Consider the following 22,129-nt stretch of genomic DNA (forward strand, 5'->3'; position numbering starts at 1 on the left):
TGCTACGCGCGCCGGCCCCGCCTGTCTGTCACCTGCCCCTGTTGCGCATCAACGTGAGAGCGCATCCAGCGTCCTGGCATCGAGCTGGCCATTGATGGGCAGCCCGCGGTCCTTCTGGAACTGGCGGATGGCCGCCGCACTGCGCGGCCCGAGCTTGCCGTCGGGCGCGCCGGCGTTGTAGCCCAGCGCGTTCAGCCGCTCCTGCGCTTGCATCGGCGACATCACCGCCAGCGCATGCGTCTGCGACGGCGCGGCACCGCCATCGACCCCGAGCTTGCCGCCGCCGCCCAGGCCCTGGCCCTGCACGCTCTGCGCCTGGTAGCCCCGCAGCGCCACCACCATCTGGTTGTAGGCATCCATGAAGGCCGCGGTGATCACCTTGCCCTGCGCGGTGTTCTGGTAGCCGCCCAGCGCGCCGCCTCCACCCGCGCCGAAGAGGCTGCCGAAGCCGGAAAAATCGGTCTTGGACGCGCTGCCTTCAGAGGCCGCCACCTGCACGCCCGAGCGGTTGTCCACCAGCGTCAGCATGGCGCTCGCCTCGCGCGTCTTGGTGCCCGCGCCGACGGCGGCAATCGCGCGCCCGCCGCCGCCGCCGATCAGACCGCCCAGCACGCCGCCCATGCCGCCGGCGTCGTTGTTCGAGAAGATGATCTCCGGCGACAGGCCGTAGTCGGACGCCACCATCTGCCCCTTGCCGAAGTTGCTGCCGCTGCGCATCTCGCCCGAGCCCATGAGCTCGCGCTCGCGCTGCATCGCGCGCATGCCGGCCGCGCCGCGCTCGACGACGACGAAGCAGTTGGACTGCTGGATCAGCAGGCGCAGCAGATTGGACGTGGGCGGCAGCTTGTATTCGTTGCGCAGGATGGTGTACCAGCCCGCATTCTGGTTCTCGACCAGCGAGACCGTGCCCAGCGGCGCCGGGCAGCGCTCCAGCTCGCCGCTGGCGTTGGCCGAATTGCCGCCGGCGGCAGCGCCCGTGGCCACGGTCTTGGCCTCGCTGCTGCCCATTTTCATGTTGGTGGTTTCGCAGCCCGAAAGCGCCAGCACCGCACAGGCGGCGGCGATGATGGACAAGGATGTACGCGACATGGATGGCCTCTCTTTCTGAATGGTGACCGGCCTGCTCAGACCGTGGGAAACGGCGCATCGTAAAGGCTGCGCGGGCAGCAAGACGTGTCGTGTTGTTACACGGCGTCCTCCGCCGGCATCCGGTAAATCCACACCGTGTGACCGCGCCGCGGCGTCTCATCCAGCTTCTCGCTCGCCGGCATGTCCGGCAGCGCAAAGGCCAGGCTCACCAGCCAGCTGCCGGGCAGCATCTCGGCGCGCGCCTTGGCGGACGCACGGGCCATGGTCTCGGGACGCTGAAACAGATAGACCATCTGGTAGTCGCGCCAGTCCTCGGCCCACAGATCGCCCTGCCGCACCCGCGCGAAGCGGCAGCGCAGACGGCACAGCAGCGCCAGCAGCGGGCTCCATTCCACGCCACACAACCGCGCCCGCGGATATTGCGCCCGCAAGGCGCGCAGGCCATGCCCCAGACCGCAGCCGCCGTCCAGAACCAGGGCGCCAGGCGGCAGTGGTGCACGCTGCGCCAGCCCATCGAGAGCGCGGATCGGCGTTGGAAAAAGCGGCGCATCGCGCCAGCTGTGCAGCGGATAGACCAGCACCAGCATCGCCACCGGCAGCAGCCACGCCCAGGCAGGCAAGGCCGTGCTGCCCGAGAGCGCCAGCGACAGTGGAAAACCCAGCGCCACCAGCGCGCGCCGCCACCAATGGGCGGCCAGAAGGCTCAGCAGCACACCCGGCAGCGCCGCCAGCAGCATCGCCGGCAAGGGCGCCAGCACGGGGCGCAGCGCCATCTGCACCGCCCAGCACAGCAGCCAGACCAGCACGGCAGGCAGCGGCCAGGGCAGGCGCATGCTTGCTACTGCCCGCGCAGGCGTTCGATCAGGCCATTGAGCGCATCGAGCGAACCGAAGGCAATCGCCAGCTCGCCCATCTCTTCGGTGCGGCTACCGCGCTTGACACGCTTCTTGACGCGCACCTCGACCTCGGCGGTGAGCAGATCGGAGAGCTCTTCCTCCACCCGCCGGATGTCGCGCGATTTTTCCTTCTTGGGCTTTTGCGGCACCAGGTTGAATTCCGCGCCCAGCCTTTTCACCAGGCTCTCGGCCTCGCGCACGGACAGCTTTTTCGCCACGATCTGGTTGCCCGCCGTGATCTGCGCCGCGCGATCGAGCGCCAGCAGCGCGCGCGCATGGCCCATGTCGATGTCGCCCGCCATCAGCATGGTCTGCACCGGGTCGGCCAGGTTCAAGAGGCGCAGCAGGTTGCTGGCCGCGCTGCGCGAGCGCCCCACCGCCTGCGCCACCTGCTCGTGCGTGTAGCCGAACTCGCGGATCAGGCGCTGCAGGCCCTGCGCCTCTTCCAGCGGGTTCAGGTCTTCGCGCTGGATGTTCTCGATGAGCGCCATCGCGGCGGCGGCCTCGTCGGGCACGTCGCGCACCAGCACCGGCACATCGGCCAGGCCCGCGAGCTGCGAGGCGCGAAAACGCCGCTCGCCCGCGATGATCTCGTACTTGCCCGCGTGCTCGCCCTGCCGCAGCTTGCGCACCAGGATGGGCTGCATGATGCCCTGCGCCTTGATGCTCTCGGCCAGCTCGTAGAGCGCACCTTCATCCATGCGCGTGCGCGGCTGGTAGGTGCCGGGCACGAGCCGATCCAGCGCCAGCACGGCGGGCGGGCCATCGCTGGCGGCCGACGGCGCGGCATCGGCCACCGTGGGGCCGAGCAGCGCTTCCAGGCCTCGGCCCAGGCCCTTGGGTTTCTTGGTTGCCATGTCTCGTTCAGTCCTTCAGGGATTGGAGCAGCGCATGGCCTGCGTCCCATGCGCCCAGCCCCGATTCGGCATTGATGTGTCCGTGCGCGCCGCCATCGACGAAGCGCGCGCCCCAGTCCGCCGCCAGCGCCTGCGCGCGCTCGAAGCTGCAGTACGGGTCGTCGCGGCTGCCCACCAGCACCGCCGGGAACGGCAGCGCCTGGCGCACGATGGGCGTCCAGCCGGTGATCTGCGCCGCCAGGTTGGGCCGCTCCACGTCGCCCGGCGCCACCAGCAGCGCGCCGCGCACCTTGGCGGCGTGGCGCGTGTGCGCGGCCCACCAGGCCGTGAGGATGCAGCCCAGGCTGTGCGCCGCCAGCAGCACCGGGCCGGGCGTGTCGGCCACCACGTCCTCCAGCCGCGCCGACCAGTCGCCGCGCCGTGGATGCACCCAGTCGTGCTGCTGCACGCGCTGGTAGCCGTGCAGGCGCTCCCACTCGGTCTGCCAATGGCCGGGGCCGGAGCTCTGCCAGCCGGGCAGGAGAAGGACGGTGCAGGGGTTCATGCTAATTTATAAATAGCTGCAAGCACTTGATGGACGGGCGCTGGAGCCATATTTCATTCATATTTCGCAGGCCCTATTTTGCATGAAGGCATACGCCGCGCCGCTGCCGTGGCGGGAAGAGCCCCTGCACGAAAAACCGCCGCCGCACCCTCTTCGGATACGGCGGCGGCGCCCCACCAGGAAACCGGGTCCTCGGTCAGCGGCGGCGCTGGCGCAGCTCCACGCGCGTGAATGCAAAGCCTGCGAGCAGCAGCGACAGCAGGATCAGGCCCCATTCGGAAAGCGTCGGGATGCTCGCCGGATCGCCCGGCGCCTTGTGCTCGCCAAAGTTGTAGTCGATGGCTGCATCGCCGCCATTGAGCGTGATGCTGCTGAAGGTGTCGTTGCTCATGGTGCCTGTTGCACCCGTGGCGCCGGTGCCCAGCGTGTCCTTGCCGTCGTTCCATCCGGCGGGCTGCACCTCGTGCACCGAGTAGGTTCCCGGGGCCAGGTTGGTGAAGCTGTAGTGACCCGCGGCATCCGTGGTGGTGGTTGCAACGACCGTACCGCCCTGCAGCAGCTGGATGGTGACGCCGCCGATACCCTCCTCGCCCGCATCGATGGCGCCGTTGTCATTGCGGTCGTGGTAGACGTTGCCGGCAAGCGAGGCCGTCGTTGCCGGGCTCGATGCAACCACCTGCAGCGGCGCGGTCGTCGCCACGGCGTTGTTGCCCAGGTCGGTCTGCAAGGCGCCAGCCGCAATCGTGTTGGTGTGCGTGGCCACCACCGACGAAGTCACCTTTACCTGGATGCTGCAGCCGCCCGCCGGAATCGTCGCGCCCGAAGCATAGGTCACGGAAGTCGAGCCAGGAGCCGCCGTCACGCTGGCCAGCGTGCAGGTGCCGGCAATCCCGGCTGGGCTGGCAACCGCCACACCTGCGGGCAGGTTATCCGTCAGCGCTGCCGTCAAGGTCGCTGCAGTGGTACCGCCATTGCCCAGCGAGATCGTCAGTGTGGACTGACCACCGGCGACGATGGAGCTGGGAGAGAAGCTCTTGCTCACGCTCGGCGGCTGGCCGGGGTTGACCTGCAGATCCGCCGTGGCGGGTGCACCGTTGTTGCCCAGGTTGGTCTTCAGATCGTCTGCCGCAATGGTATTGGTGTATGGGCCACCGGAAACGGCAGACGTCACGTTCACCGCTATCGTGCACGAACCATTGGCGGGGATGGTGCCGCCCGTGGCAAAGGTCACGGTGGAGCCACCGGCCGTTGCGCTCTTGGTGCCCACGCAGGTGCCCCCCACTGCGGGCGGATCGGCCACCAGCACGCTGGCCGGCAGGGTATCCACCAGGTCAGCCGTCAGGTGCGCCGCCGTTGCATTCGGGTTGCCCAGCGTGATGGTCAGCCTGGACACGCCACCGGGGTTGATGGTGCTGGGCGCAAAGGCCTTGAGCACGGTCGGATTGCCAGGCGCGCGCACCACCAGGCCGGCATTCGTCGGCGTCGGGTTGCTGCCCGCTTCCACCGTAGCCAGCGCCTCGGCAGGGATGTTGTTGGTGTACGAGCCCGCCGTGGCCGACGTGACATCCACCTGGATCGTGCAGCCCGCGGCCGGGATGGTCGCCCCGCTGGCATAGGCCACCGTGGTACCGCCAGCCGCAGCCGTGACCGAACCTGAGGTGCAGGTGCCGCCGATGTTGGGCGCAGCCGCCACGACCACGTTGACGGGCAAGGTGTCGGTGAACACGCTCGCCAGCGTCAGCGCAGAAGTATTCGGATTGCCCAGCGTGAGGGTCAGGCGCGAGACGCCGTTCACGTCGATGGTGGCAGGGCTGAAGGCCTTGTTCACCGAGGGCGCTGCAGGCTTGTCCACGCCAATCGCAGCCGGTGCCGGGTCTGGGTTGGTGCCGGCACTGGTCTTGAGCTGGCCAGCCGCAATCGTGTTCAGGTAGTTGCCCGTGAGCGTGCCCACCACATCCACCGTGATCGTGCAGCCACCTGCGGGAATGCTGGCGCCATTGGCGTAACTGACCGATGTGGCATTCGCCGCCGCCGTGACGGATGCTGCCGTACAGGCCGCCTCACCACCCGGCACATGGCCATTGATGTTGGGTGCAGGCGCCACCTGAATCTTGCCCGTCGACGGCGCGGGCAGGCCCGGCAGCGCATCGACAAACATCTGCGTCAGGGTAATGGGGTCGGCATTGGAGTTTTCCAGGCGGATGTGCAGCGTACTGATTTGATTCAGCCCCGCGCCACCGAAGGCGTCGATCTGTGCCGGTGCAAACCGCTTGGTCACCGCGGGCGGCGCGAGCGCCTGCAGGTCGGCCTGTGCCGGGTTGCCATTGCTCAGCCCCTGCTGGCTCGTGATCGCGTTCGCACCAATGGTGTTGGTGAAGATGCCTGGCTGCGAAGCGACGACAAACGCCCGGAACGTGCAGCTGCCATTGGCCGGCACGGTGGCGCCGCTGAGCTGGATCTTGCTGCTGCCCGGTGCCGCCGTGACACTGCCGCCCGCACAAGTCGTGCTGGTGTTGGCCGGGTTGGCCACTGCCACGTTGGGCGGCAGGTTGTCGGTCAGCGCCACACCGGTCAGGGCAAAGCTGGCGGGGTTCGTCACGGTGACGATCAGCTCGGACGTATCGCCCACCTTGACGACCGGCATGGTGAACAGCTTGCTGATCGTGGGCCCCGGGGTCACGTTCAGGGTGGCATCACCCGGATTCGGATTGGTCACGCCCTGGTCGGTCGTCACCGTGTTGGCAGGGATGCTGTTCAGGTACGCACCGGCTGCGGCTGCCGTCACATCGATATCGAGGTTGCACGAACTCCCCGGCGAGAGCGTGACATGCGACAGCGTGACGGCGGTGCCGCCGCCGCTGGCGGCGATCTGCGCGCCCATGCAGGTAGACGTCGCGTTGGGCGTAGGCGCAATCACCAGGCCTGCCGGCAGCGCATCGGTGAACGTCAGTCCCGTCAGCACCACCGGATTCAGGACGTTCGGATCAAAGGTGTTGACCAGCTTGACCTTCAGGCGCGAGACGGCATTCGGCGCCACATAGGCCGGCTCGAAGCCCTTGGACACGCCCAGTCCCTGCAGCGTCGTGAGCGTCGCCGAAGTCGGCGTGGCGTTGGTATAGCCGCCCTGGCTGGAAATGGCACCTGCCGGAATGGTATTGGTCAGGTTGAGGAAGGCAACGGACGTCACCTTCAACGTCACCACGCAGGCGCCATTGGCCGCCAGAGAGGCGCCCGTCAGGGAAACCTGCCCGCTGCCCGGCACGGCCGCCACCGTGCCGCCCGTGCAGGTGGTCTGCGCATCGGGCGCGGAATACACCTGGATGCCCGTGGGGAAGGTGTCGGTGAACGACACGTTGTTGATGGGCACGGCCGAGTTGTTGACCACGTCGATGGTCAGCAGCGAAGGCTGGTTGCCGGTGACGATCAGCGGGTTGAAGTTCTTGTTCAGCGAGAGGCTGGCGCTTTGGTTGCCCAACGTGGCGCTGACAACCGCCGTGTTCGAAGCCCCCTCCGCGCTGGTGATCTGCCCTGCGGGAATGGTATTGACCCAGGGGCCTGCACCCGTGGCCTGCACATCGAACGACAGGTCGCAACTGCTGGAGCCGGGCAGCTGCGCGCCATCCATGCGCACGCTGGTGGCACCCGGGTTGGCCGTGATCGTCGGAGCACCGGCGCAGGAGGTGGCGGCATTGGCCGGGTTGGCCACGACCAGCCCGCCCGTGAGCCCGGTGTCGTTGACGGACACATGGGTCAGGGCACCGGCCGTCTGGTTGGTGACCCTCACCGTGGCACGGGCAACACCGCCCACGCCCACGCTGGCGGGCGAAAAGCTCTTGGCAGCGCTCAGCCCGGCAGTGATGCCCAGGTTGGCACTGCGGTCCGCCGGGATGGTACCGGCGCTGGAGCTGAAGTCTGCCGGCGCAATGGTGTTGGTGTAGCTGCCTGGCGTTGTTCCCGTCACCAGCACCTGAATGGTGCAAGAGGCCTGCTGGCTTGCATCCGGCCGCGTGGGCGCCGTGGCGCCCGTCAGCACCACCTTGTTGTCCCCAGGCACCGCGGAGAGCGCGCCACCCGTACAGGTGGTGCTTGCCGCTGGATCGGCCGCCAGCACAAGATCTGACGGCAGGGTGTCGGTGAGGTTGATCGCCGTGAGCGGGCTCACCGTGCGGTTGAACACCGTGATCGTCAGTTGCGAGGTCTGGCCCGCCGCAATCGATGCCGGGTTGAAGACCTTGGTCAGATCGACCGCATCCACCACCACCACATTGGTCGAAACCGTATTGGTGTTGACCACGCCACCACCCAGGGTGGCACCCGAGGCAGCGGTAGTCGCCGGCAGGGTATTGACAAAGATCTGCCCCGTTGTGGCGCCTGCCGGCACGCGTGCGCGGAAGGTCACGGTGCAGGCACCCGGCGTCGTGCCGGAGGCTGCGGGAATGGTGCCACCCGTGCCTTGCAAGGTCGCAGTGCCAACGCTGCCGGTGAAATCCATTCCACAGGTGGAAGAAGGTGCCTGAGACCCATCCACCAGCATCTGGTTGCCGGAGACTGTGGGCAGGATATCCGTCACCTGCGCGTTGGTGACCAAAGCCGTGGCGTAGTTGGCGATATCGATGGTGAAGGTCGCCCATTGCCCCGGCGCCACATTGGCGGGCGCCACCGACTTGCTGACACGCAGCTGGTCATAGGCATGCAGGGTAGCACTGGCAGGCGGGCTGCCTATGCCTTCGTTGTTGGTCACCGCATTCTGGCCTATGGCGTTGGGGTAATCGGCTTCAGTTGCCGCGGTCACCGGCACCTCGATGGTGCAGGTGCCGCCATTGGCCGCGACGGTGGCATTTGCCAAAGTGACCGTGTTGGGGCTGCTCCCCGTATCGACCGTTACCGTGCCTGCGCTGCCGCCAGCGGTACAAATCGATGTAGTTGCTCCACCCGTTCCCGTCAAACCGGCAGGAAAGGTATCCACCAGGCCCGCATTGGTCAGCACCGTGCCGCCGTTGTTGGTGACGACGATGCGCATGGTGGACGTGGCGTTCACCGGAATCGTGCTTGGGTTGAACGACTTGGCCACCTGCACCGGCGCATTCACGGTGAGCTGCCGGTTGAATGCAGGACTCGTCAAGCCACGCGCATTGCCAATGGCGCCTGCCGCCAGCGTATTGTTGAAATTCTGCGTCGTCGCCGCCGGCGGCGTCAGTGCGGGAACGATCACATCCACCTGGGCGATACAGGAACCATTGACACCTATCGTGCCGCCGGTCAGCGTCACCGCCGTATCGCCAGCGCTGGGCGCAAACGTGCCATTGCTCGCACCCGTGCCCGAACAGACCACGGACGCATTCGGCGTGGGCGCCACCTGCATTCCGCTGGGCAGGGTGTCGGTGAACGTGGTCAGCGGCATGGTCTGGCCGGTGCCGGTGTTCGGGTTGGTCAGGGTAATCGTCAGCGTAGTGGGACGCCCGACAAACGACGGCGAGGGGCTGAAGACCTTGCCGCCCGTGGGTGCTGCCAGGGAGCGCACCAGCAGGGTGGCGTTGGCATCGGTCGTGTTGTAGAGCTTGGTCGCGCCTTCGGTATAGGTGAAGCCCGAGGTCGTGGGGTTTGGATCCGTATTGGCCGGAATATGCACGATGTGGTTGCCCGGCGCCGTGGCCGTCACCTTGAAGGTGACGGTGCACACACCCGGCGTACTGGCATCAGTCGCCGCAGCTACGGTGGCGCCAGTCAGGCCCACAATGGTGCCGCCGCTGTTAAAAGTGGCCCCGGCACCGCACCCTGACACCGTCGCCGCAACAGGTGTCACCAACGAAATCTTGGGATTGGGCAAAGCCCCTGCTTCCGTCAGCAGCGACGTGAACGCGACATCGGTGACGGCAGTCGTCGTGCTGTCGTTGAAGATTTTCACGGTGTAGGTGGCTGTGTCTCCCTGGAAGAAATCACCGCCGCCATCTGGTGTGAACTGGTGGTTGATCGTCGTCGTGGACCACGCCAGGCAGGGCGCCAGGATGGCAGTCGCGAGGATGGCCTGAAAGGCTTTGCGCAAGGAAAAATGAAGGGCCATGGCTTGATCAGACAAGAATTTTTCAGATGGCGCACCAAACACTCTTGGTGCAACAGCGGCGACTTTGTCATGCAGTATGGCAGTGCCATCCAGCATCGCTACGAAATGGTGCGGACGGCTGACCATTGTTTGCAATTCACCCGGCCAGCGCGGCTTGTACCCGCAGCACCATTTCGCGCGCAAACGCCACAAACGCCTGGCTGCCCTTGGCCGCCGGGTCAAACACCACCCCGGGCAGGCCATAGCTGGGCGCCTCCGCCAGCCGCACGTTGCGCGGGATGACCGTATCGAACACCTTGTCGCCAAAGTGCGACTTGAGTTGTTCGCTTACCTGCTGCTGCAGCGTGATGCGCGGGTCAAACATCACGCGCAGCAGGCCGATGAGCTCCAAGTCCGGGTTCAGGTTGGCATGCACCTGCTTGATGGTGTTGACCAGGTCGGTCAGCCCTTCCAGCGCAAAGTATTCGCACTGCATGGGCACGATGACGCCGTGCGCGCTGCACAGGCCGTTGAGCGTGAGCAGGCTCAAGCTGGGCGGGCAGTCGATGAGGATGAAATCGTATTGCGCATCCACGGCAGCCAGGGCATTCTTGAGGCGTTTCTCGCGCTGCTCCAGATCCACCAGCTCGACCTCTGCGCCAGCGAGTTCCCGGTTGGCGCCCAGCACCTGGTAGCCACAGGCCTCTGCCCGTACTGACGCCTGCTGCACGGTGGCCGAACCCAGCAGCACGTCGTACACCGAATGCGCGAGCTGGCGCTTGTCCACGCCCGAGCCCATGGTGGCGTTGCCCTGCGGGTCCAGATCCACCATGAGCACGCGCTGGCCAATTTTGGCCAGCCCCGCGGCCAGGTTGACGGTGGTGGTGGTCTTGCCGACGCCACCCTTCTGGTTGGCAATGCAGAAAATCTTGGCCATGCAGTGTTGGGGAAAAAAACGGCCGCGCGAAGTGCAGCCCAAGGTAGCTACCGATCAGGCCCGATGAAGTCTCCAGTGGTGGGAGCGGCTTCAGCCGCTCCCACCATCGGTACAAACCTCGCAGAGCCGACACAACAGTGTAGAGGCTATGCGGGCCGCATCCAGACGATGCAGCGCTCGGCATCGAGCTGCGGCACCCGCAGGGGTTCCACGTGAAACACCGCGACGCCCGCGGGCAATGCGGCCATTTCGTCGTCCGGCGGCTTGCCCTTCATCGCCAGCCACACACCACCGGGCGCGAGCAGATGGCGCGACCAGGCGGTGAAATCCGCCAGCGATGCAAAGGCGCGGCTGCTGACGACATCAAACGGCCCCTGCAATTCCTGCACTCTGGCATGCATGCCGCGCAAGTTGCGCAGTTGCAGGCTGGCTGCCGCCTGCTGCACGAAGGCCGCCTTTTTGGCCACGGCGTCCACGCACACAATTTCCAGGCCAGGCTGGCAAACGGCAAACACCACACCCGGCAAGCCACCGCCGGAGCCGACATCCAGCAAACGTGCGCACGCACCTCCCTGCTCCACCAGGTAGCGGCGCAGGGGTGGTACGGCAGCAAGACTATCCAAAAGATGGTGCGTCAGCATTTGCCGCGGCTCACGCACCGCGGTCAGGTTGTAGACGCGATTCCAGCGCTGCAGCAGCGCAAGAAATTCCAGCAACCGGTCAATCTGATGATCATCCAGCTGCAGCTCCAGCGCCCCAAGACCGTCAAGCAGCAGCCCGCGCATGACCATCGTCATGCCGCACGGCGGGCCGCATCCCTGAAATGGCCCTTTTTCAGGTGCACCAGCAGCAGGGACACGGCCGCCGGCGTCACGCCGGAAATGCGCGAAGCCTGGCCCAGGGTCTGCGGTCTGTGCTTCTGCAGCTTCTGCCGCACCTCAATGGAGAGCGCCGCCACCTGCGTGTAATCCAAGTCGTCGGGCAGGGGCAGGTTCTCGTAATGCGCGGCGCGCTCCACCTCTTCCCGCTGCCGGTCGATATAGCCGGAATACTTGGCCGCGATTTCCACCTGCTCGATCACCGCATCGCACAGGTCGCCGAGCGTTTCACGTGAAACATCCGTGCTGGCGAATTTTCCCGCATTGAGCGACAGCAGCCCGGAATAATCAACGCCCGGACGGCGCAACAGGTCAAACAGGTTGTATTCGTGCTCCAACGCCTTGCCAAGCACGCGCTCGGATTCAACGGATTCCACCATGGCGGGGTTGATCCAGGTGGATTTGAGGCGTTCGGTTTCACGTGAAACCGCATCACGCTTGCGGCAGAACGCATCCCAGCGCGCATCGTCCACCAAACCCAGGCGGCGCCCGGTTTCCGTCAGGCGCATGTCGGCGTTGTCCTCGCGCAGCTGCAGGCGGAATTCCGCCCGGCTGGTGAACATGCGGTAGGGCTCGGTCACGCCCTTGGTGATGAGGTCATCCACCAGCACACCCAGATAGGCTTCGTCGCGCCGCGGCAGCCACGGCGCCTCGCCTCGGCATTGCAAGGCCGCGTTCAGCCCGGCAAACAGGCCCTGCGCCGCCGCCTCCTCGTAGCCCGTGGTGCCGTTGATCTGGCCGGCAAAAAACAGACCTTCCATCTGCTGCGTCTCGAAACTGCTCTTCAGGGCGCGCGGGTCGAAATAATCGTATTCGATGGCATAGCCGGGCCGCAGGATATGCGCGTTTTCCAGCCCGGAGATACTGTGCACCAGCTGGTACTGGATATCGAACGGCAGACTGGTGGAAATGCCGTTGGGATAGAACTCATGCGTCGTGAGCCCTTCGGGTTCCAGAAAAATCTGGTGGCTTTCCTTGTCCGCAAAGCGGTGGATCTTGTCCTCCACGCTGGGGCAGTAGCGCGGGCCGGTGCCCTCGATCACACCGGTGAACATCGGACTGCGGTCCAGCCCCGAGCGGATGATCTCGTGCGTGCGTGCATTGGTATTGGTGATCCAGCACGGCAGCTGGCGCGGGTGCATCGCCGCCTTGCCCAGGGTGCTGAAAACCGGCAGCAGCCCTTCATTCACGCCGCCCGGCATGCCATCGCCAGGTTGTTCGGCGCAGCGTGAGAAATCGATGGTGCGCCCATCCAGCCTCGGGGGCGTACCGGTCTTCAGGCGCCCCTGCGGCAGCTGCAGTTCCTTGAGCCGGCTTGCCAGGCTCACCGCGGGTGGATCGCCCGCCCTGCCGCCCTGGTAGTTGTTCAAGCCGACGTGAATCTTGCCGTTGAGGAAGGTCCCGGCGGTCAACACCACCGTACGCGAGCGAAAGCGCACGCCCGCCTGCGTGACGGCGCCTGCCACGCGGTTGCCTTGCAGCAACAGGTCATCCACCGCCTGCTGAAAAATCTGCAGATGGGGCTGGTTCTCAAGCCGCGTGCGGATCGCGGCCTTGTACAGCAGCCGATCGGCCTGCGCCCGGGTGGCGCGCACCGCCGGGCCCTTGCTGCTGTTGAGAATGCGAAACTGGATGCCGGCCTCGTCGGTCGCCAGTGCCATCGCACCGCCCAGCGCGTCCACTTCCTTGACGAGATGGCCCTTGCCTATGCCGCCGATGCTGGGGTTGCAGCTCATCTGCCCCAGCGTCTCGATGTTGTGCGTCAGCAGCAGTGTTTTGCAGCCCATGCGGGCACTGGCCAGCGCCGCCTCGGAGCCGGCATGGCCGCCGCCCACCACAATGACATCGAATTCCTCGGGATACAACATGCTCGTGCACACAAAACATCAAGGGGCGTTATTGTCCCACCGCACCGCACAAAACGTGTTCCACGTGAAACATCCTCTTTGAACGCCTTACATGACCACCCTCTTCGATCCGCTGCAGGCAGGCAAGCTGCACCTTTCCAACCGCGTCGCCGTGGCGCCGTGCACGCGCAACCGCTCTCCGGACGGCGTGCCCACGGCGATGAATGCCAGGTACTACCGCCAGCGCGCCGGCAACGGCCTCATCATCACCGAAGGCACGGCCATCAGCCAGCAGGGCCAGGGCTATGCCCATGTGCCAGGCCTGTACAGCGCCGAGCAACTGGCGGGCTGGCGGCAGGTCACCGACGCCGTGCACGAGCAGGGCGGCTGCATCGTGACGCAACTCTGGCACGTGGGCCGCGTCTCGCATGTTTCGCTGCAGGCCGATGGCGGCGACCCGGTGGCGCCGTCGGCCATCACCGCGCATTCGCGCACCTACATCGTTGACCCGCTGACAGGGGCCGGACAATTTGCCGCCACATCCGCACCCCGAGCGCTGCAACGCGACGAGCTGCCCGCCATCATCGAGCGCTTTGCGCAGGCCGCACGCGATGCCGTGCAGGTGGCCGGCTTTGACGGCGTGGAGCTGCATGGCGCCAACGGCTACCTGATTGACCAATTTCTCAAGGATGGCAGCAACCAGCGCAGCGACGATTACGGGGCAAGCCTGCACAACCGCATCCGCTTTGCCGTGCAGGCCGTGCGGGCGGTCGTGGATGCCGTGGGTGGCGGGCGCACGGGTATCCGCCTCTCGCCCGTCACTCCGGCCAACGACATCCATGACAGCCAGCCTCAGCCACTCTTTGAACTGCTGCTGCAGGCACTGGCGCCCCTCAACCTGGCGTATATCCATGTGATCGAGGGCGCCACCGGCGGGCCGCGCACCATGGCAGACCGGCCGTTCGACTACGCCGCCTTCAAGGCTGCCTACCGCAACGCCGGCGGGCGCGGCGCCTGGATGGTGAACAACGGCTACACGCGCGAAATGGCGCTGGACGCGGTGGCTGGCGGCCATGCCGATATCGTGGCCTTCGGCAAGGATGCGATCGCCAACCCAGACCTGGCCGAGCGGTTCAGGCGTGGCGCGACGCTGAACGCCTGGGACAAGACAACGTTCTACGGCGGCAGCGCCAAGGGCTACACCGATTACCCAGCGCTGGCCGATTGAACCCCGGGTTGAGACGCAAGTTCGTCGAGGATGGGACATTCGGGCCGATCATCACCGTGGCAGCAGCGCACCAGCGACTGCAGGCTGCGGCGCATATCCTGCATCGCGGCAATGCGCTGCTCCAGATCCACCATGTGCCGCTCGGCAATCTGCTTGACCTGGCTGCTCGCCCGGCTGCGGTCCTGCCACAGGCCCAGCAATGCCTCGATCTCCTGCATGGAAAAGCCCAGATCGCGCGCACGGCGGATGAAGCGCAGCGTGTGCACATCCGCCTCGGTGTAGAGGCGATAGCCGCTTTCCGTGCGCGCCACCTTGGGCAGCAGACCAAGGGATTCGTAGTGCCGGATCATGCGCGCCGACACATGCGAGCGCGCCGCCGCCTCGCCAATCACCACCGGCCAGCGCCCGGCCGCCGCCTGCGTCACGCCGCGACCTCGTAGCCCTCCTCGCGGATGGCGTTGGCGATGGCATCGCGCGACTTGTCGCTTTGCACCTCCACGCGTCCGCTGGGCAGATCCACTTTCACGACGGCCTCCGTATCCACCTCGCGCACGGCATGCACCACGGCACGCTCGCAGTGGCCGCAGGTCATGCCTTTCACGTCAAATTGGTATTGCATGGCTCAATCTCCAGTCAGGGTTGCACAACGATGCGGCAATCATCTTCCTTGACATTATGGCAAGGTCAAGCCCTGGCTGGCATCAGGGATACACCAGTATCTTGTTCAGCCCGGGGAAGTGCTTCTCCAGCTTGAGCGGCAGCTGATCCAGATACGGCGTATGCGCCGGCTCACCCTCGCGCGCCGACACCAGGATCAGCAGGTCGGAGTCCGACATGCGCCGGAAAACGATGAAGAAGTCGTCCCAATCACTCAACTCGCTGAGTTCCAGCGTGAGGGACAGCTTTTGCCTCTTGAGGCTTTCCTTGACGGCCTGGTGCGCGCTGCTGGTGCAATTGAGGTGCACCGGTGCCGAATGTTCCGTTGCCAGCTTGGCGATCTTGCGCCAGTACAGGTCGAAGTGCTCCGAACCTTCCGCCAGCGGCGGCAGGATGACGAAGATGCCGGTGTATTTGGCGGTCGGCGCGTCCAGATTGCACAGGAACACGGTCTTGCGCGTCTGGTAGAGGACGCTGCCGAACTTGTTGCCGATGAAGCCCGCGACGAAACCGGTCTGCTGCGGCCAGCCCATGAGAATCAGATCCGCGCCGATTTCGCGTGCCGTGCGGCCGATGCCGCTGCCCGGATGGTGGTCTATGGTCGCCATCACCTTGAGTTCCACATCCGCCGCACTGGCCTCGAAGCGCACCTCTTCCAGCATCTCGCGCGCCAGTGCGATGTTGTCCTCGGCCTCATCCGTGTTGGGCACCACCGACACCACTGCCAGCGGGTGGCTGGATTTCTTCTCGCGGATCAGCACCGCCAGACGCACCAGGTTCTCGAACTCCGTGGTTTCCGAAAGCGGAATCAGGATCTGTTCATCGTTCTGGCTGCCATTGCGCGCGGCATCCTGGGCGGTCTCGGTGGTGGCTTCCAGCTTGCGCGCCGCCTTTTCCGTCACGATGGACGCGATCACGCAGGAGGCAAGGATGATCACGATGATGGCGTTGATGACCTTGTCGTCAACAATGCCCGCGCGGTAGCCGACGATCACCACGGCCAGCGTCGCGGCGGCGTGCGCCGAGCTCAAGCCGAAGATCAGGTCGCGCTGCTCGCGCTTGAGGCGAAACACCTTCTGCGTCAGCTCGGCTGCAAGGTATTTGCCGGCAAACGCGGTGACCGTGAGCGCCAGCGCCATCAGCAGCACCGTGAAGCCATCGAATACCACGCGCACGTCCACGATCATGCCGACGCTGATGAGGAAGAACGGGATGAAGAGCGAATTGCCGATGTACTCGATGCGGTTCATCAGTGCTGAAGAATTCGGAATCTGCCGGTTCAGGGCCAGCCCCGCCGCAAACGCGCCGATGATGGGTTCCAGACCCGCCACCTCCGAGAGGAAGGCGGAAAGAAAAACAACGGCCAGCACGAAGATGTAATGCGAATGTTTCTTGTCGGCCTGCCGCTCGAAGAACCGCTTGGCCAGCCAGGGCACCACCAGTGCCATGAAGGCGATGAATACCAGCAGGGAGACCACCAGGTGCGTCCAGAACTCGGTGGTCAATCCGCCGCTGCGCGCGCCAAGAATCATCGCCAGCACCACCAGTACGCCGGTGTCGGTCAGGATGGTTCCGCCCACCGTGATGGCCACGCTCGGATCCTTGGTCACGCCGTACTTGCTCGCGATGGGATAGGTCACCAGCGTGTGGGTGGCGAAGATGCTGGCGATCAGCAGACTGGCCCAGACATCCATGCCCAGCAGGTAGTGGCACACCGGATAGCCGATGCCAAAGGGAATCGCGAATGTGGCGATGCCGAACACGACGCTGCGGTTGGCATTGGCCTTGAACTCGATCAGATTGAGTTCCAGCCCCGCGAGGAACATGATGTAGAGCAGGCCTATGGTCGAGAATACGTCGACGAAAAGGCTTTTTTCCAGAATATTGAAGCCGTGCGGCCCGATCAGGATGCCAGCCAGGATGAGGCCGATGATGTCCGGCGTGCGCACCTTCTCCAGCAGCACCGGCGCGGCCAGAATGATGAACAGGATCAGCGAAAAGATCAGGATGGGGCTTTGCAGCGGCAGCTCGAACTGCTGCGCCAGCTTGGCAAGAGTGGATTCCATGAAGGGATGACAACCGCAAGGAAACAGCCGGACATTGTGGCACGCGATGCACGCTCTGCCGGGTGGGACGCTACCATTGTTCCTGCCCCATTCTTCCAGCCACCGCCATGAGCCCATCCGCTTCACCCCTCGGCCTGATACGCGCCGTGCAGCGCTGCGCCGCCGTTCCGTTTGCACGGCTCGACGGAAGTCCGGGCGGACAGAGCGCGATTGCCAAAAAGCCGGTACAGGGGCTGGTCTGCGTCGGACCGCTGGGATTGGAGGGCGATGAACAGGGCAATCTACGCTCGCACGGCGGACCGGAAAAGGCGGTGCACCACTATGCGCATGAACACTACGCTGTCTGGCGAGCGGAAATGGGCGATCTGCCCGTGCTGCATGAGCCCGCGGCCTTCGGCGAGAATATTTCCAGCACCGGCCTGACCGAGACTGATATCTGCTGGGGCGACCGCCTGCGCATGGGCGGCGTGCTGCTGGAAGTCACCCAAAGCCGCCAGCCCTGCTGGAAGCTCAACGCGCGCTTTGGCCAGCCCGGCATGGCAAGACGCGTGCAGGAAAGCGGCCGTACCGGCTGGTACTACCGTGTGCTGGAGCCCGGCAGCCTGCAGGCCGGCGATGCCATCTTCCTGGTCGAGCGTCCCTGGCCCCAATGGCCACTGTCCCGCGTGCTGCAGCTTCTCTACCACCGGATGCTTGACGTGCGCCAGCTGCGCGAACTGGCTCGCCTGCCCCTGCCGGACCGATGGAAAAGCTTTGTCGAGCACCGCTTGAGCACCGGCACCGTGGAAGACTGGCGTAGCCGCATCCAGGGCTGATTGCGCCTGCACCGTCTCTGCTGCTACGCTTGCTCGAATGGTCCGCCACACCCGCACCGCCATCGCCTGCATCGCTGCCGTGCTGATTCTGGCTGCCTGCGGCTCGGCGCCCCGCCAGCCAGGGCAGGAATCAGCCGCCGACGCGCCTTCGCGCCTGTCCGACGGGCAGGCCAGCGACATCGCCATCCACGCACTCGGCCTGGTGGGCACACCCTACCGCTATGGCGGCAACACGCCCGAAGGCGGGTTTGACTGCAGCGGCTTGATCGGCTACGTCTACCGCAGCGAAACCGGCACCCCGCCGCCGCGCACCGTCGCGCAGCTGCGCAGTTATGGCGCGCCGCTGCCGCGCACCAAGTTGCGCACCGGTGACCTGGTGCTGTTTGGCACAGGCGTGCCAACCCATGCCGGCATCTATGTGGGAAACGACCGCTTCGTGCATGCGCCCTCCACCGGCGGCACGGTGCGGCTGGACAGCCTGGACGGGCCCTACTGGTCGCGCCAGGTGGCGACTTTCCGCAGGCCCTGACTACCAGTGCAGTGCGTAGCGCAGGTGCACCAGATTGCGCCCGGGGTTGGGCGATTTGATGCTCGCATTGGAAATATGCTGCAGGCTTACCAGCACCTCATGCTGGCGCTGCTCGCCCCAGCGCAATCCGGCACCGATATGGGACGCAAAGTTGAGTGCGGTGCTGAACTGGCGCTCATTCGTGTGGTAGAGGTGGCTGGACAGCGTCACACCGATCCCGCCTTGAAAAAACCACGGCGAAGCGCCACCATCCGGCGTCCAGCGCAGCGTGGGCGTAAGGCCCAGCAGTATCAGGTTGTCATGGTTCACGCCGTTGTAGTGCCAATGGCTCAGGTAGCCATCCCAATGGCCCGTCAGCATGCCGCCGCCCAGTGGCTTTTGCCAATTGCCCCACGGCAGCGTGCCGCCCAGCGTCACGATATGGATCGGCCCGTTGGCAATGCCCGGCTGGATGTAAATGGAGGGTGTCTGCGCCACGGGCTGCGCCGCAGCGCCCAGTGACAGGGCCGACAACAAAATTGCCGGCAAAACCGATTGGGTTGGCATGGGGTGGAAGGACCTTCGGCTGTCGATTGAATGACAGTCTAAAGGATTCCCTGTCCACCCGGTGCCTGTACGGATTCAGGAAGCGGACGATGCCGGAGCGCCCCTGCTTCCCTGGTGCATCCCGCCATGACCATGCATGCCGCGTTCGCGCCGCTGGTGCATGCCCTGCGCATCAAAGACCTTCTGCTGCTCGGGCGTCAGCGCAGCGTAGAAGGATTTCACGGCTGCGCCGCGCTGGTCCGCGGCCGCCGCCCGCTGCTCGCGCAGCGTGCGCATGCGGTCAATGCGCTCCGGCGTCGTCAGCTTCTGCATTTGCGCACGATCCAGGCGCGCATGGGTCTGCGGCTGCATGGCCTTCTGGAACGTATCCCAGGCAGGCAGCTGGGCGTCCGTCAACTGCAGTTTTTGCTTGAGCTGCTCGGCGCGCTGCGCACGGCGCTGCTGCCACTGCTCCTGGTTCATGTGCTTGCCGTGCATGCGCTGTTGCACCGCTGGCGCCTGGGCAGCCTCTGCCGGCGCATCGGCTGCGGGTGCGGCGATGGCGCTGATTCCACCCCAGGCCAGCAAAGTGGCCGCGACGGCAACGTAGATCGGGGTTCTGGTCTTCATCATGATCGGGTTCCTTTCCCGGGAAGTTGACGATGGCTGCAGTGTGGGCGGACGATGTATCGCCCGCATGAGCCGGTGCTTCAACTGTGTAAAGTTGCATGCATTTGCGTTGCGAACGCAGGCAACAGCGCTTTGAATTTCAATAAAAAATCACTTCGACGCATGCTGGTTAAGCGCCAATAGCTATCAATTCAGGAATTCCGTGTTCAAAAATCTCATCCTCTATCGCATCGCCTCCAACTGGAAACCAGATCTCTCCGCCCTCGAATCCGCTCTGGCCGCAACGCCCTTCGTGGCCTGCGGCGCCACGCAGGAGCAATCGGGCGGCTGGACCGCGCCCCGCCGCCAGGAACATGGCCTGCTGGCCGAGAGCATCGGCGGTCAATGGGTATTGGCCTGGCAGACGGAAAAACGCGTGCTGCCCGCCGCCGTGCTGGCCCGCCGCGTGGAAGAAAAGGTGCAGCAGATCAGCTCCGAGAGCGGCCGCAACCCCGGGCGCAAGGAGCGCCGCGATCTGAAGGACGAGGCGCGCCTGGATCTGCTGCCCCAGGCCTTCACCCAGCGCAGCAGCACCGATGTCTGGATAGACCCCGAGGAAGGCTGGCTCGGTATCGGCGCCAGCAGTCAGACGCGCGCCGACGCCATCACCACCGCGCTCGTCGAAGCCCTTTCCGGTTTTTCCGTCAGCCTGGTGGACACCCAGACCAGCCCCCAGGCCGCCATGAGTGCCTGGCTGCTGGAACAGCAGGCGCCCGCAGGCTTCACCATCGACAATGAATGCGAGCTCAAATCCACCAACGCCGAAAAGGCCGTGGTGCGCTACGCCCGCCACCCACTCGATATTGCCGAGGTGCCCGATCACGTGCGCGATGGCAAGCTGCCCACCCGCCTGGCCATGACCTGGCAGGGCCGCGTTAGCTTCATCCTGACCGAAGGCATGCAGATCAAGCGCATTGCGCTATTGGAAACAGAGCAGCAGGAGCACAGCCGCAGCGACGACGATTTCGATGCCGACGTGGCACTCATCACCGGCGAGCTCAAAGGCATGCTGCCTGACCTCATGGCCGCTCTTGGCGGCGAGCAGCCCAGCGCCTGAAATCATGGCATTGAACGCGGTCTGGGTCGGCTTCTTCCTCATCGCGTTCGCCACCGCCTGCGTGCGCTGGCTGCTCGGCGATGCCGGGATTTTTCAGCAGCTGCTCACCGCGATGTTCGACGGCGCGCGCTCGGGCTTCGAGATTTCGCTGGGCCTGGCCGGCATCATGGCGCTGTGGCTGGGCCTGATGCGCGTGGGCGAGAAGGCCGGCATGGTGGAGCTGCTGGCGCGCATCGCCCAGCCGCTGCTGCGCCGCCTGTTCCCCGAAGTACCCGCGGGCCACCCGGCGCAGGGCGCGATGACGCTCAACATCTCGGCCAACCTGCTGGGCCTGGACAACGCCGCCACGCCGCTGGGCCTCACCGCGATGAAAGAGCTGCAGACCCTGAACCGCGAGGCGCCCGGCAGCGCCAGCAACGCGCAAATCATGTTCGTGGTGATGAACACCGCCGGGCTCACGCTGATTCCCACCTCGGTCATCGCCATACGCCAGAGCGTGGCCTTGCAGCAGGGATTGACCAGCGGCTTCAACGCGGCCGACATCTTTCTGCCCACGCTCATCGTCACCTTCATAGGCCTGCTGACCGGCGTGCTGGCGGTCGCCATCGCCCAGCGCTTGCCGCTGTGGCAGCCGCGCCTGCTGCTGCCGGTACTGGCCGTCGGCAGCCTTCTGGTGGCGGTGGTGGCGCTGCTGGCCCGCCTGCCGGCCGAGCAGGCCGCGCGCATCGCGGGCACCACCGGCGCGGTCGTCATCCTGGCCATCGTCGCGCTGTTTCTGCTGGCGGGGCTGTGGCGGCGCATCAACCTGTACGACGCCTTCATAGAGGGCGCGCGCCAGGGCTTTGACGTGGCGGTGCAGATCGTGCCCTATCTGGTAGCGATTCTGGTCGCCATCGGCGTGTTCCGGGCCTCGGGCGGCATGGATGCGATTCTGGGTGCACTGGCTTGGGTGATTTCGGCGCTGGGTCTTCCTACCGAATTTTTGCCGGCATTGCCGGTGGGCCTGATGAAGGTGCTCTCGGGCGCCGGTGCGCGCGGGCTGATGATCGACGTGCTGCAGACCCACGGCGTGGATTCCTTCGTCGGGCGCCTGGCCAGCATCATCCAGGGCTCCACCGAGACCACGTTCTACGTGCTGGCCGTTTACTTTGGCAGCGTGGGCGTCAAGCACATGCGCCATGCGCTGGCCTGTGCGCTGCTGGCGGACGCCGCCGGACTCATTGCGGCCGTTTTTGTCGGCTACGCCATGCTGCGCTGATTCACGGTGTTTGCGCCTGCCCACCATTGCTGTTAAACAGATCAGAAGAGTATTTGAAGATAGTGGTAGTAGTAGGGGTTCGGCCAATTGCTGGATAAGTGATTTTTTCTTTTGCACATCAATGGCTTGCATCCCATGAAACCGAGACCTCAAGGCGGGTTTTCGGTGGTGGCTGGATGGGGACAAGAACCGCTCTCGCACCGTTTCTGTGGATAAGGTCTTTTTTGTCCTCAGTTC

Annotated in this window: 18 protein-coding genes; 5 read left to right on the forward strand and 13 right to left on the reverse strand. The window is 65.3% G+C overall.

The window, feature by feature from the left end; translation table 11 throughout:
• Window positions 1-48: 48 nt before the first annotated feature.
• From K320_RS0108480 to mnmG, 8 genes are all read right to left on the reverse strand, one after another.
• Window positions 49-1,089, reverse strand: coding sequence for a peptidoglycan-binding domain-containing protein (locus tag K320_RS0108480; RefSeq protein WP_024538408.1), 1,041 nt, complete (start codon window positions 1,087-1,089; stop codon window positions 49-51).
• 95 nt (window positions 1,090-1,184) lie between these two features.
• A complete protein-coding gene (locus tag K320_RS0108485) occupies window positions 1,185-1,922 on the reverse strand; it encodes a class I SAM-dependent methyltransferase (protein ID WP_024538409.1) in 738 nt (245 codons plus the stop codon).
• 5 nt (window positions 1,923-1,927) lie between these two features.
• Entirely contained in the window at window positions 1,928-2,842 is a 915-nt protein-coding gene (locus K320_RS0108490; RefSeq protein ID WP_024538410.1) for a ParB/RepB/Spo0J family partition protein, read from the reverse strand.
• A gap of 7 nt (window positions 2,843-2,849) precedes the next feature.
• Complete coding sequence (locus tag K320_RS0108495; RefSeq protein ID WP_024538411.1) at window positions 2,850-3,386, reverse strand: RBBP9/YdeN family alpha/beta hydrolase; 537 nt, start codon at window positions 3,384-3,386, stop codon at window positions 2,850-2,852.
• Window positions 3,387-3,582: 196 nt separating this feature from the next.
• Window positions 3,583-9,447 carry an IPTL-CTERM sorting domain-containing protein gene (locus K320_RS0108500; protein WP_024538412.1) on the reverse strand — a complete coding sequence of 1,955 codons (5,865 nt, stop codon included), beginning with the start codon at window positions 9,445-9,447 and terminating at the stop codon, window positions 3,583-3,585.
• Window positions 9,448-9,583: 136 nt separating this feature from the next.
• Window positions 9,584-10,363, reverse strand: a complete 780-nt coding sequence (locus K320_RS0108505; RefSeq protein ID WP_024538413.1) for a ParA family protein — start codon at window positions 10,361-10,363, stop codon at window positions 9,584-9,586.
• Window positions 10,364-10,509: 146 nt separating this feature from the next.
• On the reverse strand, window positions 10,510-11,160 hold the full coding sequence (gene rsmG, locus K320_RS0108510; RefSeq protein ID WP_024538414.1) for a 16S rRNA (guanine(527)-N(7))-methyltransferase RsmG: 651 nt from the start codon (window positions 11,158-11,160) through the stop codon (window positions 10,510-10,512).
• Entirely contained in the window at window positions 11,157-13,109 is a 1,953-nt protein-coding gene (gene mnmG / locus K320_RS0108515; RefSeq protein WP_024538415.1) for a tRNA uridine-5-carboxymethylaminomethyl(34) synthesis enzyme MnmG, read from the reverse strand. Before mnmG ends, rsmG begins: the two co-directional genes overlap by 4 nt.
• 91 nt (window positions 13,110-13,200) lie before the next feature.
• Between mnmG and K320_RS0108520 the strand changes: the two genes are divergently transcribed.
• Complete coding sequence (locus K320_RS0108520; RefSeq protein WP_024538416.1) at window positions 13,201-14,316, forward strand: alkene reductase; 1,116 nt, start codon at window positions 13,201-13,203, stop codon at window positions 14,314-14,316.
• Here the strand turns inward: K320_RS0108520 and cueR are convergent.
• The 3 genes from cueR to K320_RS0108535 all read right to left on the reverse strand — a co-directional run bounded on the left by cueR (window position 14,295) and on the right by K320_RS0108535 (window position 17,039).
• Entirely contained in the window at window positions 14,295-14,741 is a 447-nt protein-coding gene (cueR, locus tag K320_RS0108525) for a Cu(I)-responsive transcriptional regulator (RefSeq protein WP_024538417.1), read from the reverse strand. The genes K320_RS0108520 and cueR overlap by 22 nt on opposite strands.
• Window positions 14,738-14,935, reverse strand: a complete 198-nt coding sequence (locus K320_RS0108530) for a heavy-metal-associated domain-containing protein (protein ID WP_024538418.1) — start codon at window positions 14,933-14,935, stop codon at window positions 14,738-14,740. The genes cueR and K320_RS0108530 overlap by 4 nt, the downstream gene beginning before the upstream one ends.
• 82 nt (window positions 14,936-15,017) lie before the next feature.
• The gene (locus K320_RS0108535; RefSeq protein ID WP_024538419.1) at window positions 15,018-17,039 is read right to left on the reverse strand and encodes a cation:proton antiporter; all 2,022 of its coding nucleotides are present in this window, start codon (window positions 17,037-17,039) and stop codon (window positions 15,018-15,020) included.
• 107 nt (window positions 17,040-17,146) lie between these two features.
• Between K320_RS0108535 and K320_RS0108540 the strand changes: the two genes are divergently transcribed.
• Complete coding sequence (locus K320_RS0108540) at window positions 17,147-17,854, forward strand: MOSC domain-containing protein (protein ID WP_024538420.1); 708 nt, start codon at window positions 17,147-17,149, stop codon at window positions 17,852-17,854.
• A 37-nt stretch (window positions 17,855-17,891) separates the two neighbouring features.
• The gene (locus tag K320_RS0108545; RefSeq protein WP_024538421.1) at window positions 17,892-18,383 is read left to right on the forward strand and encodes a C40 family peptidase; all 492 of its coding nucleotides are present in this window, start codon (window positions 17,892-17,894) and stop codon (window positions 18,381-18,383) included.
• Here K320_RS0108545 and K320_RS0108550 read toward each other — a convergent pair whose 3' ends face one another.
• Together K320_RS0108550 and K320_RS0108555 are read right to left on the reverse strand one after the other, a co-directional pair.
• Window positions 18,384-18,929 (reverse strand): acyloxyacyl hydrolase, encoded by a 546-nt coding sequence (locus K320_RS0108550; RefSeq protein WP_029695960.1) that lies wholly within the window; start codon window positions 18,927-18,929, stop codon window positions 18,384-18,386.
• A gap of 75 nt (window positions 18,930-19,004) precedes the next feature.
• On the reverse strand, window positions 19,005-19,541 hold the full coding sequence (locus K320_RS0108555) for a Spy/CpxP family protein refolding chaperone (protein ID WP_024538423.1): 537 nt from the start codon (window positions 19,539-19,541) through the stop codon (window positions 19,005-19,007).
• Between the two features lie 199 nt (window positions 19,542-19,740).
• Between K320_RS0108555 and K320_RS0108560 the strand changes: the two genes are divergently transcribed.
• Together K320_RS0108560 and K320_RS0108565 are read left to right on the forward strand one after the other, a co-directional pair.
• Entirely contained in the window at window positions 19,741-20,634 is an 894-nt protein-coding gene (locus K320_RS0108560; protein ID WP_024538424.1) for a recombination-associated protein RdgC, read from the forward strand.
• Window positions 20,635-20,638: 4 nt separating this feature from the next.
• The gene (locus K320_RS0108565) at window positions 20,639-21,892 is read left to right on the forward strand and encodes a nucleoside recognition domain-containing protein (RefSeq protein ID WP_024538425.1); all 1,254 of its coding nucleotides are present in this window, start codon (window positions 20,639-20,641) and stop codon (window positions 21,890-21,892) included.
• The last annotated feature ends 237 nt before the right edge of the window (window positions 21,893-22,129 follow it).

The sequence above is a fragment of the Comamonas badia DSM 17552 genome, from assembly GCF_000484635.1.
GTDB classification, from domain to species: Bacteria; Pseudomonadota; Gammaproteobacteria; order Burkholderiales; family Burkholderiaceae_C; genus Comamonas_C; species Comamonas_C badia.